This is a genomic window from Cetobacterium sp., assembly GCF_051658645.1.
GTDB lineage: Bacteria > Fusobacteriota > Fusobacteriia > Fusobacteriales > Fusobacteriaceae > Cetobacterium_A.
This window is the reverse complement of record NZ_JBOFMZ010000069.1, coordinates 32,525-46,072: the sequence shown is the minus strand read 5'-3', so window position 1 is coordinate 46,072 and position 13,548 is coordinate 32,525. Positions and strand designations below refer to the sequence as shown.

The window sequence follows — 13,548 nt, the reverse complement described above, 5'->3', positions numbered from 1 at the left end:
AAACAACGAGGACAAGAGATATTATTAATATACATAGTTAAAAACTGCTCCTTTCTTGGGGGGAATATTGGTTGTTTGAATAACTATTATACCTCAAAGGATTGGAGTAGTTTCAATAATTTTTAAGTTAACAGAAACTTTTTTAGAATAAGGGGGAAGTATGATAAAAAATAAAGATGTTTTATTAGCTAAAAAAGGAGATATAGAATCAATAGAAAAAATAGTGATAGAGTATAGTAATCTTATTTTTATGAGAAATAAAACATTGTTTTTAAAAGGAGCTGATAGAGAGGATCTAGTTCAAGAGGGAATGATTGGATTAATAAAAGCAATTAAATCTTTTGATGAAAATAGAAATACAGCTTTTACTACATTTGCATCATTATGTATAAAAAGACAAATCATAACTGCGGTAAAAAATTATAATTCATTAAAAAATAAAAATTTAAATAATGCAATGATAGGAGATGGATATCCTGAAGTTGAAGAGACAATTAAATACAGTAATCCATCTTTAAAATATTGTACTCCTGAACAGATTTTAATTAGTAAAGAACTTATAAAACTTATGGAAAAATATCTAAAAGATAATTTAAGTGGGTTAGAAAAAGATGTTTTTTTGTATATGGTGAAAGGATATAGTTATTTAGAAATTGCAAAAGAATTAAATAAAGAAGCAAAAGCAATAGATAATTCAATTCAAAGAATTAAAAAAAAAGTGATAGTTTTCTTGAAAAGATATAATAAAAGTTGACAAAAGTACTATATATTGAATATAATATGTGAAATTTATATTTTAGTTAAAGGGAGAACTTAATGATATTAGAAACAATAAAGAGTCAAAAAATAACTTTTGAACAGAAAGTAGTTACTTTAGCTAGATTAGCAGAAGGAAGTATTGAAGTTTTAAATAAGAGTGATGCTTTGAAAAAATATATAGAAGAAGGAATTATATGTGATTTATTTGAAGGAAATGCTCCTTATAGACCAAGATATATAGTTCCAGATTATGATATATTTATAAAGAATGGAAGTAAATTTTTAAACTTAGAAAAACCAACAAATATTTGGGAAGCTATTCATAGTTTATTAATACTTTATAAACACGTTCCTTCAATAACTACAATGCCTGTTTATTTAGGAAATATTGATTATTTACTAGAACCTTTTATAAAAGATGAAAATGAAGCATATTTAGCAATAAAATTATTTTTAAAACATATAGATTCAACGATAACAGATTCATTCTGTCACGCTAATATAGGACCGAAAGAAACAAAAGCAGGTTTATTGATTTTAAAAATTATGAGAGAGTTAGAGTTACCAACACCAAACTTAACAATAAAATATACAGAAGAAACAACTGATAAATTAGCAGTAGAAGCAATTCAAACAGCACTGGTAACAGCTAAGCCTAGTTTTGCTAACGATAAAATATTTAGAGATGATTTCAAAGGAGAATATGGAATTGTTAGTTGTTATAATGGTTTAAAAGTTGGAGGGGGAGCAAATACTCTAGTTAGAGTTAGATTAGGTGCACTTTCAAAATTAGCAACTTCAAAAGAAGATTTCTTAGAAAAAGTTTTACCAAACGTTTCAAAAGAGATGTTAGATTACATAGATGAGAGATCTAGATTTATAATAGATGAAAGCGGATTTTATGAGAGCAGTTTCTTAATAAAAGAAGGTCTTTTAGAAAAAGATAAATTTACAGGATTATTTGGATTTGTAGGACTTGCAGAGTGTGTAAATAATTTATTAGGTGCTATAGAGAAAAAAGATAGATTTGGATATTCAGAAGTAGCAAATAAATTGGCATTAGAAATTGTTTCAAGTATGCATGGAATAGTAGCAGAGCATAAAAGTGAATATGCAGGAAGTTTCTTTGGAAATACTCACTTGTTACATTCTCAAGTTGGAATAGATACAGATAGAAATGAAAGTCCTGGGTGTAGAATTCCAGTTGGAGAAGAACCAGAAATATATGATCAAATAGTTCAATCATCTAAATTTCATAAATATTGCCCAAGTGGTATAGGAGATATATTTGTATTTGATGACACGTTTAAGAGTAATCCAGAAGCGATTTTAGATATAATAAAAGGAGCTTTTGAAACAGAACTAAGATTTTTCTCACTATACAGTGATAGTTGTGATGTAGTTAGAGTCACTGGTTATTTAGTAAAAAAATCTGAAATGGAAAAATTAGATAAAGGTGAGCAAGTATTGAGAGATACAACTGTTTTAGGAAAAGGTGCAAGAGATAATGCTAAAGCTTTAGATAGAAAGTTAAGAAGTGAATAATTTGATGCTAAAAGCAAAAATTAATAAAATAATTAAATTTTCAAATGTAGATGGACCTGGAAATAGAATGGCAATATTTTTTCAAGGATGTAATTTTAATTGTGAATATTGTCATAATCCAGAAACTATAAATAATTGTAAAAATTGTTTTAAATGCATAGAAAAATGTCCAACAAAATCATTATATATAAAGGATGGTATTGTAAAATGGAATGAATCACTATGCTGTGAATGTGATCAATGTATAAAAATTTGTAAATATGATGCTTCACCAAAAGTTATAGAATTCAGTTTAGAAAAACTTTTAAAAGAAATAGAGAAGGTTAAACCTTTTATAAAAGGTTTAACAGTTAGTGGAGGAGAAAGTACACTTCAGTATAAATTTATAACAGAACTTTTTATAGAGGTAAAAAAAAGATGGCCAAAATTGACATGTTTTGTAGATACAAATGGAAGCTTAGAATTAAAAAATAAAAAGTATGAAGAATTTATAAAAAATACAGATGCTTTTATGCTAGATGTTAAAGCTTGGAATGAAGAAGAGCATTTAAAATTATGTGGTAAAAATGTTCATAATGTTATAGATAATTTATATTTTTTAAAAGATATAGGAAAACTTTATGAAGTTAGAACAGTTGTAGTTTCAAAAAGGTTAAATAATAAAGTTACAATAGAAAATGTTTCTAAAACAATAGAAAAAACAGATATAAGATATAAGATCATAAAGTATAGAAATTTTGGAGTTAGAAAAAATTTGATAGCTAATCTATTTTCACCGTCAGATGAAGAATTAAAAAAATTAGAAAAATTAGCTCAAGAATTAAAAGTAAAAAACACCCTAATAATTTAGGATGTTTTTTTTTGTTAATCAAATTTATAACCAAAACTAAATTGAAAAAGATAATCATGTGATTCTTGGGCTTTAGATAGATTAAATTTGATAGGACCTACAAAACTTAAATAGTTTAGACCAATGCTAGCACCTTGTGAGTAATCTTTCCAAAGAATTGATTTAGGATTGCTATTAAAATCTTCATCTACAAATTTATATGTAGCACCATCCCAATGAGCAGTAAGATAAAGATTCTCAATTATTTTTTGCTGAAAACCAAAACTAACTCCAAAAAGAGAAGATAGATATTTTTCTTGATAATAATAACCACTAAAAGAAAAAATATTTTGTTGAAGATCATCTGAAAGACCTCCAAGTTTGATATATTTATCTGCAAGAATATCTTCACCACTAACATTTCCCCCAAAAAGTTTAGCTGTTAAACTTGTAGTCTCGGTAATAGGAATGTAATTAGTTGAAATATATTTTGTTGATAAAAAATTAAGATTATCTTTACCTAAATTACCGCCCCATCTTTGTGAAATCTCACCTTTAAATCCTTTTGTAGGAACAGAAATAGAATTAGTTTTATCCCAATTAATATTAAAGAAAATATCACCATAGCTTTTAGAATATTCAACTGATGGATCAAATATACTTTTAATATCAGAATTTAAACTAGCATAATTGATTGAAGCACCATAAGAAAACAAAAATAAGTTTGAATATTGAGTTACAAAAGCTGTTTCAAATTTTGTAACTTTACTTTTATAGCTACCGATTTTATTTTTGTTATGATATATATAGAACGGATTTTCATTGAAACTTATACTACTTAATACTCCAATTTTATTAGAAACACCATAATATGAAAAGTTTTTTAAATCAAAACCATTATAATCTCCAAAACTAGCTTCTAAAGTAGATAAACTACCAATTTTACCAAAAGAGCTGATATCTGTTCCAAGAGAAAAAGTTGTACCATAATCAGTTTGATAGTCGACTCCTAGGCCAACAATATTAGTAGGATTTTCTTCAATACTAAGTTTAAGTGTATTATTTTTAAAAGTATAATATATTTTGTTAACAAAATTAAGGCTATATACTTTTAACATAAGACTTTCCAAAGTGTCTGGATTCACATTTTTACCTATAAAATCTTTAAAAATAGAAGTTATTATATTTTTATGGTTACTATTTTTAGATTCAGTTATAATTTCTAAATCTTCTAAGATAAAGTTATTTTTAAATTGAAGAGAACTTTTTCTTTTATTTAATTTAGGTCCAAAAGCAATAATTTTATCTAATTGTTTTCGAGCAGAAGCTTCTCCTAAAGCTTCAATTTCGTTAAAATAATTGAAATCAGTTGTCTTATATTTGGATATATCTGGTTCAATTAATATTGTAGTTAAATCTCTTTGTTTTTTAGTTGATCCAGTACTTTGTATAGCAATAATTTGATCAGCTACGCTAAGGATATCATACTCATCTTTTTTTTGTAAAGAACTTCCTACATCAACTCCAATAACAATATCGGCACCTAAATTAAAAGCATCTTCAACAGGAAAATTCCTAGATAATAATCCATCGACATAGTAATTTCCATCTATTATAACAGGATCAAATAGAGTAGGAATTGAAATGCTTGCCGTAAGAACTTGAGCTAAATCGCCACTATTAAAAGCCTTAGCTTTACCAGTGTTTAAATCAGTAGCAATAATTTCTAAAGGAATAGGTAACTTTTTAAAATCTTTTGTTTGCTCTACATTCCAAAGAAGATTTTTAAGAGTTAAATATATTTTTTGAGTATTCTTTATGCCTTTAGGTAATTCAAAATTTAAAGAGTTATCATATTTTAAAGACAAGTTATAATTTTTTATAATAGATCTTTGATCAATTGAAATGTCTGTTAAATTAGGGCTATCATTAAAAGCATCTTGCCAATTAATATCTAATACTAATTTTTCAATTTGAGCAGGTGTATATCCAGCAGAATAAAGAGCACCAATAAGTGCGCCCATGCTAGTTCCAGTTATATAGTCAATCTTTATATTGTTTTCTTCTAGAACTTTTAAAACACCAATATGTGCAAAACCTTTAGCTCCACCGCCACTTAAAACTAATCCTATTTTGGGTTGTGTTTCTTTTTCTTTAAACTTATTTATTTTTCTAATTTCAAGAATTTTAATTTCTTTTTGTAGATTTTTTATTTGTTCTTTCATTTTTTTTATTTCAATATCCTCGTTACTTTCACTTAAAGTTATTGAAAAAGAAATTAAAAAAACGATAAATGAGGATATAATTTTTTTTTTCATAACTACTCCTCCAGATATATTTTGTTAAACTCATTAAAGAAGTTTGGGAAAGTTTTAGAAACACATTCTGGATTTGAAATCTTAATGTTTGGAATTTTTAGTCCAGCTAAACTTAGAGACATAGCCATTCTATGGTCATCATAAGTTTCTAAAACGGATTCTTTATAAGATGATAAAGATTTAGGTAATATCAAAAAACCATCTTGAAATTCTTCAAAATTACCATTTAATTTGAGAATCTCATTTTTTAAAGCAGTAATTCTATCTGTTTCTTTTATACGCATATTTTCTACATCCCAAACTTTAGTAGAAGTAGTTGCAAATAGAGCAACAACAGCTAGTGTTTGTGCAACATCGGGAATATCATTCATACTTAAATGAATACCTTTATAGACTGGAATACCTTTAACAGTTATAGAAGTGTCCGTAGATTCAACAGTAATTAATCCTATCTTATTTAATACACTTAAAAACTTAGAATCTCCTTGAATACTATTTTTAAAAAAATTATTTAATTTAACAGTTGAATTAGAAATGAGTGCCATTGCTAAAAAGTATGAAGCTGATGACATGTCACCTTCAACTAAGTATTCAGAACAAGAATATTCTTGAGGATATATATATATACTGTTATTTTCTTCATAGAAATTAATACTAAAATCTGTCATCATAGCCAGAGTCATATCAATATATGGTCTTGAAACAGCTCGTCCTTTAAGCTTAATTTCAAGAGGATTGTTAAAGCTAGCTGCGGCCATTAAAATAGAAGAGATATACTGGCTACTTTTGCTACCATCAATTTCAACACATCGAGCAGAAACTCCTTTAGAAGTGATTCTAATAGGAGGGAAACCATCTTTCTTAAGATATTCAACTTTAATTCCTAATTGTCTTAAAGAATCAACCAGATCTTTAATAGGTCTTTCATTCATACGTTCATTTCCATAAATAGTAGCAGTTCCAGTTCCAGTTGCCAAATAAGAACTTAAAAATCTCATAGCGGTACCAGCATTTCCAACATATAGTTCTAAATTATCATAAGTTGGGTTTTTATTACCTTTTATTTTAATAGTATTAGTAGATGAATCAAGATTAATATTGTTATTAAGAGATCTTAAAGCTTCAATCATATACTTTGTATCATCACTTAAAAGTATATTTTTTAATATAACATTTTTACCTGAAAGAGCCGATAAAATAAGAGCTCTGTTTGTAATAGATTTAGAGCCAGGAATATCAATGTTAATATTAAATCCTGTTCTTGGCTTTGGTTCAAAATATTTCATTAAAGACTCAACTCCTTTAATTTTTTTAATTAAATTATATCAACTTTTCCAAAAAAATAATACATTAAAAATATCTTTTTAGAATTACAAGCAAATTGACAAAATCTTAAATAAACGGTATAATTACAGAAAAGTTAAATAAAACTATATTAATATGTAGTTTGGAGGAAAAAAATATGGAAATGAAAGATATTATAGAAATGGTTAATTACTTTTCACACCAAGCTAAAAAAAGAGAATTAACTGACAGTGAAAAACTTGAAAGGGAAAAGTATAGAAGATTATACTTAGATCAATTTAAAGCACAAGTAAAACAAAAATTAGATAGCATTGAAATTATCGATGAATCAAAAATGATATAGGGGGCTACAGAATGAAACAATTAGTTAAAACTCTTTATAGAGAAACAGGAAAATGTATTAATCAAGAAATTGAAATTTCAGGTTGGGTAAGAAAGATAAGATCACAAAAAAACTTTGGATTTATAGAAATAAATGATGGAAGTTTCTTTAAAGGAGTGCAAGTTGTATTCGATACAACATTAGCAAACTTTGATGAGATATCTAGATTATCAATATCATCATCTGTAATTGTAAAAGGAATTTTAGTAGAATCAGAAGGTTCTGGACAAAATTTTGAAATTAAAGCTACAGAAGTAGAAGTTTTTCAAAAAGCTGATTTAGAATATCCATTACAAAATAAAAGACATTCTTTTGAATTTTTAAGAACGATTGCTCATTTAAGACCAAGAACAAATACATTCTCAGCTGTATTTAGAGTTAGATCAGTATTAGCTTATGCAATTCATAAGTTCTTCCAAGAAAATGGCTTTGTTTATACTCATACACCAATCATAACTGGTTCAGATTGTGAGGGTGCTGGAGAGATGTTTAGAGTCACAACTTTGGATTTGAATGATACTCCTAAAACAGAAGATGGGAAAATAGATTTTTCAAAAGATTTCTTTGGAAAAGAAACAAGCTTAACAGTTAGTGGTCAATTGAATGGAGAAACTTACTGTTCAGCATTTAGAAATATTTATACTTTTGGACCTACTTTTAGAGCCGAACAATCAAATACTTCAAGACATGCAGCAGAGTTTTGGATGGTAGAACCAGAAATAGCTTTTGCTGATTTAGAAGGAAACATGGAATTGGCAGAAGCGATGGTAAAATATATTATTAAGTATGTAATGGATGAATGTCCAGAAGAGATGGAATTCTTTAATCAATTTATTGAAAAGGGATTATTTGATAAATTAAATAATGTTTTAAATAATGATTTTGGAAAAGTGACATATACAGAAGCAGTGGATATACTTATAAAATCAGGAAAGAAATTTGACTATGCTGTTAATTGGGGAATAGATTTACAAAGTGAGCATGAAAGATTCTTATCTGAAGAATACTTCAAGAGACCAGTATTTGTGACAGATTATCCAAAGGAAATAAAATCTTTCTATATGAAGCTTAATGCGGATGGAAAAACAGTAAGAGCAATGGATTTATTAGCACCAGGAATTGGAGAAATAATAGGTGGATCTCAAAGAGAGGATAGTTTAGAGTTATTAGAAGAAAGAATGGCAGAAGTAGGATTAAGTGGAGATGACTACGGATTCTACTTAGATTTAAGAAAATATGGAAGTTTCCCTCATTCGGGTTACGGATTAGGATTTGAAAGAATGCTTATGTATGTAACAGGAATAACTAACATAAGAGATGTAGTTCCATTCCCAAGAACTCCAAATAACGCTGAATTTTAATTTGAGGAATAAAGAATGATACTAAAAATACTGGTTTTTCTAGTTGTGATTTCATTGCTTTTTTATTTAATAACATATCCTTACAACTTTAAATTAAATAGAAAATTAAATAGAATTCTTAAATTTTCTGAGATTGAAAAGATAGCAGAAATGGAGACTAAATATTCTGAATTTTCTGAAGAAGACTTTGAAAAAGAATTAATTTTAGATCTGAAAAAAATTAAAAGTAGTTATACAAATGAAGATATGGAGATATTAGTTTTAAAACCGAAAGTTTTTAAATCAGATCCTTTATGTCTAGTACTACTTCACGGAATAAGAGATAATGCTGAAGATTGGATTAATCGTGCAAAATTAAGAGAAAATTATTTGACTTTAAAAAATTTAGGAAAGGTGGATGATATAGTTTTTATCATCCCCAACTCTGGTTATAAAGGAGAAAGTTGGTATAGTAATTTTTATAAAGATAGAAATCATCAATACGAAGAATTTTTTTCAAAAGATTTGATAAATTTTATAGAAAAAGAATATCCTAGTTCTAAAAAAGGAATCGCAGGATTTTCTATGGGAGGATATGGTGCCTTAAAGATAGGGTTAAAAAATCTTGAGTCATACGATATAATAGCTAGTTTTTCAGGCGCTATAAGCTTAATAAGAATGAGTATAAATCGTAGAGTGATGAGGATATTTAGATATCTTTATGTTCCTAAATTTTTATTTAATGATGTAAATAAAGCCCATTTTGTAAAAGTTTTTAGTCCTTGGGGATATAAAATTTTAAGAAATGATCCCTATAGTATTATAAAAACAATTCGATCAGAAAGATTTGAAGGAAAAAAATTCTATTTAAGTGTTGGTTCAGAAGATAAAAAGCCATATTTAATGTTTCAACAATGGCTAGATGTTGTAGGAAGAGCTAAAAAATATAACTTAGATTTTAAAGGTAAAATATACGAAAACGAATATCATACTTGGGAATATATTTCAAAAGATATATATAATTTTTTAATGTTTTTTACAGATGAAACGAAAAAAAGGAAGTAGATATTATGAGGTATATACTAATTGTTAGTATGCTTTTATTTGCAGGCTGTTTTTCTTTAGGAGTTAGAGGAGAATATAAAACTTATCAAAATAAATTTTATAAGTTTGTTTCAAATCCAATAAATGAAAAAGATAGAATTGAATTGAAAAAACAATTTGAAAATTTAAAAACTAAAATTTCTAGTGGAAATTATTCTAAAAGAGAAAAAGAAAAAAATGTAAATGATATAGATTATTATTTAATGATATTAGAAGATCTAAAAGATTAAGACTCTAAATTTAGAGTCTTAATCTTTTTTAATTTATTTTGAAAAGATGATTCATTTTTTCTCGTTTTGTTTTTAAATATTGAAAATTACAAGAGTTAGCTTCAAATTCAATTTGAATTCGATTGTTGATAATAATACCATATTTTTCTAAATCATTTATTTTTTTAGGATTGTTAGTCATCAAATTAATACTTTTTATATTTAAAAGTTTTATCATTTGTGCAGCAACAGCAAAATCACGAAGATCAGGATCAAATCCAAGCAGTATATTTGCTTCAACAGTATCTTTACCTTTAGCTTGAAGGTCATAAGCCTTAATTTTATTTAACAATCCAATTCCTCTTCCTTCTTGTCTCATATATAGAAGAACTCCAGAACCATTTTGAACTATATTTTCAAGAGATTTATCAAGCTGACTTCCACAATCACATTTTAAAGATCCAAAAGCATCTCCAGTTAGACATTCTGAATGCACTCTAACAAGAACACCTTCTTTTTCTTTAATATCTCCATAAACTAAAGCAACATGTTCTTTAAAATCAATTTCATTTGAAAATCCAACTAAATTGAATAAACCATGTTTTGTAGGTAAAGGCGCTTCGCAAACAAGAGTAGTTTGAAATTCATGAGTTTTACGGTATTGAATCAAACTTTCAATAGTAATCATTTTCAAATTGTGTTCTTTACAAAATTTAATTAAATCAGGAACTCTAGCCATTTCGCCATCATCTTTTATAATTTCACAAATAACACCACAGCCATTAAAACCAGCTATTTTAGCTAAGTCAACAGAAGCTTCAGTATGCCCAGGTCTTTCAATAACACCACCTTTTTTAGCTATAAGAGGAAATATATGCCCGGGTTTTTTAAAGTCATTTCCAGAAATAGCAATGTAAGACAAGTCTTTTATTGTGTTATACCGATCTTCAACAGAAATTCCAGTAGTACTTTTAGAAATAGAATCAACTGAAATAGTAAATGCAGTTTCGTATGAGTCAGTATTATTATGAGTCATTGGAAGTAAGTTTAATTGTTGGGCTCTTTTTTCTTCAATAGGAACACAAACTAATCCACGACCATACTTTATCATAAAGTTAATACTTTCTTTTGATATAATATCTCCAATACCTACTAAATCACCTTCGTTTTCTCTATTTTCATTATCTACAACGACAATTAATTTTCCTTTTTTTAAATCTTCAATAGCTTCATCTATTTTATTAAACATAAAATCCTCCTTAGTTAATTATAAAAATCCATTTTGAGCTAAAAATTCTTTTGATATAATAGATTTTGATTCAATATTGGTTTCAATTTTATTCAAAATCAATTTTTCAAGATGCTTTGCAATAAGGTCTGTTTCAATATTAATATAATCACCAATATTTTTTGAACCAAGAGTTATAAATTTTTGTGTATGAGGAATTAAACAAACAGTAAAATCTGTTTCTGTTAAAGAAGCTATAGTTAAGCTAGCCCCGTCTAGAGTTATTCTTCCTTTATAGACAATATATCTCATAAACTCATTAGGAATTGAAATAATATAGTTTTTAGTAAAACCATCATTAATTATATCTATAATTTTACCAGAACAATCGACATCTCCTGTAACAAGATGCCCCCCTAAATAAGATTCTAAAGTAAGGGATTTCTCTAAATTTACTAAGTGACCACTTTTTAAATTTTTGAATGTAGAAACTTTTAAAGACTCATTCATAATATTTGCAGTAAAGGTTTTAGAAGTAATTTGAACAACAGTTAAGCAAACGCCATTTGTACAGATACTATCTCCAATATTAGTATTCTTTAAAACAAGATTACAAGCTATAACTATTTTAGCTCCTTCAGAAGTGATTTCTATAGAAACTATTTTTCCAATTTCTTCAACTAAACCAGTAAACATCCTTCCTCCTTTTGAAACTCAAATCCAATATTATCATCGTAAAGATGTATTTTAATATTTTTCAAATTGATGCTATCATCTATATTTAAAGGAGAAAAACCACTCAAAAATGGTATTGCACAATTATCTCCTAGAATTTTGGGTGCAATCATAATTTCACCACCATCGAATAAATTTTCTTTGAAAAATGAACTGATAATTTTGTTTCCTCCTTCAACAAGTATAGAGTCAATATCATAAGAACCAATTTTTTTTAAAATATCTTTTAAATTTTCATTATCTGAAAAAGTTATAAAATTAACATAAAAGTTTATTTTTAAATCTTGAAATATTTTTTTATTATAATTATTTTCATGAGTTATAATAAAAGTTTTTTTATCTGAGTTATTTTGAATAATTTTGTAAGTTTCATTTAAAATTAAATCTCTATCTAAAATTAATCTATAGGGGTTATTGTTTTCTAAAACTTTGCATTTTAAGGATGGATTGTCTTTAACAACAGTATTTGCACCGATAAGAATACTAGAAAACAAATTTCTGTATTTTTCCACTTTTTCTCTTGCTAAAGTATTAGTAATCCATTGAGATGAAAAAGTTTTTGTTGCTATTTTACCATCTAAAGTAATAGCTGTTTTAAGAAAAACATAAGGTATTTTATCTTTTATAAATTTAAAAAAAATTTTATTTAAATATTGAGCTTCTTTTTCAAGAATACCAACAATGACATCTATTCCAGCGTCTTTTAATATTTTAACTCCACGACCACTTACAATAGGATTAGGGTCTAATACAGCAATTACACATTTTTTTATTTTAGAACTTATAATGAGATCTGTGCAGGGTGGAGTTTTGCCAAAGTGAGAGCAAGGTTCTAAAGTAATATAAAGTGTAGCTCCATCAGTTTCTTTGGACTTCTTTATAACGTTAACTTCAGCATGTGGACCGCCATAAATTTTATGATAACCCTTTGCTAAAATTTTATTATTTTTTACAAGAACAGCTCCTACAAGAGGATTTGGATTAACAAATCCAATTCCTTTCATAGCTTCTTTAATTGCAATATTCATAAAATAAGTATCCATAATTAAACCTTTTTAATATTTTTAATAAGATTAAAGGTTTCTATAGCAGATAAAGCAGCATCAAATCCTTTGTTTCCAGCTTTTGTACCAGATCTTTCTATTGCTTCTTCAATAGAGTTTACTGTTAGAACTCCAAATATAACAGGAATACCAGTTTCTAAAGAGATAGATGCAACACCTTTTGATACTTCTGAACAAACATAGTCAAAATGTGGAGTAGATCCTTTAATAACAGCTCCTAAAGTGATAATAACATCAAACTTATTAGTTTCTACCATTTTTTTAGCAATAAGTGGAATTTCAAAAGCACCAGGTGTCCAAGAAACATGTATGTTTTTCTCGTCAACAGAGTGTCTTTTTAAACAGTCAATAGCTCCACCCAAAAGTTTAGATACAATAAATTCATTAAATCGAGCACATACAATACCTACTTTTAAATCTTCTCCACCAAAATCACCTTCATAAATTTTTACCATTTTAAGTCCTCCTCAAATTTTTTCGCAAAAAAAAACCGAAGATAGACTTCGGGCTCCAAAAAGCAATAACTTAGAAAAATTGTGCATAAAAAAAACACTTCTTTCATCCAGACTATACTGTCGGTTTTGGAATTTCACCAAATCAAACCCGAAGGTTTCGCGGACTATGACCGCCGGTCGGGAATTGCTAAGAAAGCTCACCCTGCCCTGAAGTTTATCTATCATATTTTATATTGTTAATAGAATTATAAAGCATTCTTTCTTCTTTTGTCAAC

Annotated in this window: 13 protein-coding genes and 1 riboswitch; of the genes, 7 read left to right on the top strand and 6 right to left on the bottom strand. The window is 27.2% G+C overall.

All coding sequences use genetic code 11. The features are described 5' to 3' along the window. Positions 1-160 precede the first annotated feature (160 nt). From ACRCZX_RS09025 to ACRCZX_RS09015, 3 genes are all read left to right on the top strand, one after another. Entirely contained in the window at positions 161-754 is a 594-nt protein-coding gene (locus ACRCZX_RS09025; RefSeq protein WP_438582600.1) for a sigma-70 family RNA polymerase sigma factor, read from the top strand. 62 nt (positions 755-816) lie between these two features. Further along, the gene (locus ACRCZX_RS09020; RefSeq protein ID WP_438582599.1) at positions 817-2,304 is read left to right on the top strand and encodes a YjjI family glycine radical enzyme; all 1,488 of its coding nucleotides are present in this window, start codon (positions 817-819) and stop codon (positions 2,302-2,304) included. A 4-nt stretch (positions 2,305-2,308) separates the two neighbouring features. Then, positions 2,309-3,154 (top strand): YjjW family glycine radical enzyme activase, encoded by an 846-nt coding sequence (locus ACRCZX_RS09015; RefSeq protein ID WP_438582598.1) that lies wholly within the window; start codon positions 2,309-2,311, stop codon positions 3,152-3,154. A gap of 14 nt (positions 3,155-3,168) precedes the next feature. Here ACRCZX_RS09015 and ACRCZX_RS09010 read toward each other — a convergent pair whose 3' ends face one another. Continuing rightward, positions 3,169-5,451 carry a patatin-like phospholipase family protein gene (locus ACRCZX_RS09010; protein ID WP_438582597.1) on the bottom strand — a complete coding sequence of 761 codons (2,283 nt, stop codon included), beginning with the start codon at positions 5,449-5,451 and terminating at the stop codon, positions 3,169-3,171. Positions 5,452-5,453: 2 nt separating this feature from the next. Continuing rightward, positions 5,454-6,737, bottom strand: a complete 1,284-nt coding sequence (gene aroA / locus ACRCZX_RS09005; protein WP_438582596.1) for a 3-phosphoshikimate 1-carboxyvinyltransferase — start codon at positions 6,735-6,737, stop codon at positions 5,454-5,456. A 176-nt stretch (positions 6,738-6,913) separates the two neighbouring features. Between aroA and ACRCZX_RS09000 the strand changes: the two genes are divergently transcribed. From ACRCZX_RS09000 to ACRCZX_RS08985, 4 genes are read left to right on the top strand one after another with little or no spacing between them, the layout of a single operon-like run. Beyond that, complete coding sequence (locus ACRCZX_RS09000; RefSeq protein WP_438582595.1) at positions 6,914-7,099, top strand: DUF896 domain-containing protein; 186 nt, start codon at positions 6,914-6,916, stop codon at positions 7,097-7,099. 11 nt (positions 7,100-7,110) lie between these two features. Further along, positions 7,111-8,499, top strand: a complete 1,389-nt coding sequence (gene asnS / locus ACRCZX_RS08995) for an asparagine--tRNA ligase (protein ID WP_438582594.1) — start codon at positions 7,111-7,113, stop codon at positions 8,497-8,499. A 15-nt stretch (positions 8,500-8,514) separates the two neighbouring features. Further along, on the top strand, positions 8,515-9,543 hold the full coding sequence (locus ACRCZX_RS08990) for an alpha/beta hydrolase (RefSeq protein ID WP_438582593.1): 1,029 nt from the start codon (positions 8,515-8,517) through the stop codon (positions 9,541-9,543). 5 nt (positions 9,544-9,548) lie between these two features. Further along, positions 9,549-9,812: a hypothetical protein gene (locus tag ACRCZX_RS08985; RefSeq protein ID WP_438582592.1), complete on the top strand. Its 264-nt coding sequence runs from the start codon at positions 9,549-9,551 to the stop codon at positions 9,810-9,812. 28 nt (positions 9,813-9,840) lie between these two features. On the opposite strand, the gene ACRCZX_RS08980 is transcribed toward ACRCZX_RS08985, so the two are convergent. From ACRCZX_RS08980 to ribH, 4 genes are read right to left on the bottom strand one after another with little or no spacing between them, the layout of a single operon-like run. Beyond that, entirely contained in the window at positions 9,841-11,040 is a 1,200-nt protein-coding gene (locus ACRCZX_RS08980; RefSeq protein WP_438582591.1) for a bifunctional 3,4-dihydroxy-2-butanone-4-phosphate synthase/GTP cyclohydrolase II, read from the bottom strand. Positions 11,041-11,058: 18 nt separating this feature from the next. Next, on the bottom strand, positions 11,059-11,715 hold the full coding sequence (locus ACRCZX_RS08975; RefSeq protein ID WP_438582590.1) for a riboflavin synthase: 657 nt from the start codon (positions 11,713-11,715) through the stop codon (positions 11,059-11,061). Next, positions 11,700-12,782, bottom strand: coding sequence for a bifunctional diaminohydroxyphosphoribosylaminopyrimidine deaminase/5-amino-6-(5-phosphoribosylamino)uracil reductase RibD (ribD, locus tag ACRCZX_RS08970; RefSeq protein ID WP_438582589.1), 1,083 nt, complete (start codon positions 12,780-12,782; stop codon positions 11,700-11,702). Before ribD ends, ACRCZX_RS08975 begins: the two co-directional genes overlap by 16 nt. Positions 12,783-12,799: 17 nt before the next feature. After that, positions 12,800-13,273 carry a 6,7-dimethyl-8-ribityllumazine synthase gene (ribH, locus tag ACRCZX_RS08965; protein WP_438582588.1) on the bottom strand — a complete coding sequence of 158 codons (474 nt, stop codon included), beginning with the start codon at positions 13,271-13,273 and terminating at the stop codon, positions 12,800-12,802. A gap of 91 nt (positions 13,274-13,364) precedes the next feature. Further along, positions 13,365-13,492, bottom strand: a riboswitch (FMN riboswitch). Between the last annotated feature and the right edge of the window lie 56 nt (positions 13,493-13,548).

Coding starts and splice junctions, on each gene's coding strand:
- ACRCZX_RS09020 (WP_438582599.1), top strand. CDS start 817: ATGATATTAGAAACAATAAAGAGTCAAAAAATAACTTTTGAACAGAAA.
- ACRCZX_RS09000 (WP_438582595.1), top strand. CDS start 6,914: ATGGAAATGAAAGATATTATAGAAATGGTTAATTACTTTTCACACCAA.
- ACRCZX_RS09015 (WP_438582598.1), top strand. CDS start 2,309: ATGCTAAAAGCAAAAATTAATAAAATAATTAAATTTTCAAATGTAGAT.
- asnS (WP_438582594.1), top strand. CDS start 7,111: ATGAAACAATTAGTTAAAACTCTTTATAGAGAAACAGGAAAATGTATT.
- ACRCZX_RS08975 (WP_438582590.1), bottom strand. CDS start 11,715: ATGTTTACTGGTTTAGTTGAAGAAATTGGAAAAATAGTTTCTATAGAA.
- ribH (WP_438582588.1), bottom strand. CDS start 13,273: ATGGTAAAAATTTATGAAGGTGATTTTGGTGGAGAAGATTTAAAAGTA.
- ACRCZX_RS08985 (WP_438582592.1), top strand. CDS start 9,549: ATGAGGTATATACTAATTGTTAGTATGCTTTTATTTGCAGGCTGTTTT.
- ACRCZX_RS09010 (WP_438582597.1), bottom strand. CDS start 5,451: ATGAAAAAAAAAATTATATCCTCATTTATCGTTTTTTTAATTTCTTTT.
- ACRCZX_RS08980 (WP_438582591.1), bottom strand. CDS start 11,040: ATGTTTAATAAAATAGATGAAGCTATTGAAGATTTAAAAAAAGGAAAA.
- ribD (WP_438582589.1), bottom strand. CDS start 12,782: ATGAATATTGCAATTAAAGAAGCTATGAAAGGAATTGGATTTGTTAAT.
- ACRCZX_RS09025 (WP_438582600.1), top strand. CDS start 161: ATGATAAAAAATAAAGATGTTTTATTAGCTAAAAAAGGAGATATAGAA.
- ACRCZX_RS08990 (WP_438582593.1), top strand. CDS start 8,515: ATGATACTAAAAATACTGGTTTTTCTAGTTGTGATTTCATTGCTTTTT.
- aroA (WP_438582596.1), bottom strand. CDS start 6,737: ATGAAATATTTTGAACCAAAGCCAAGAACAGGATTTAATATTAACATT.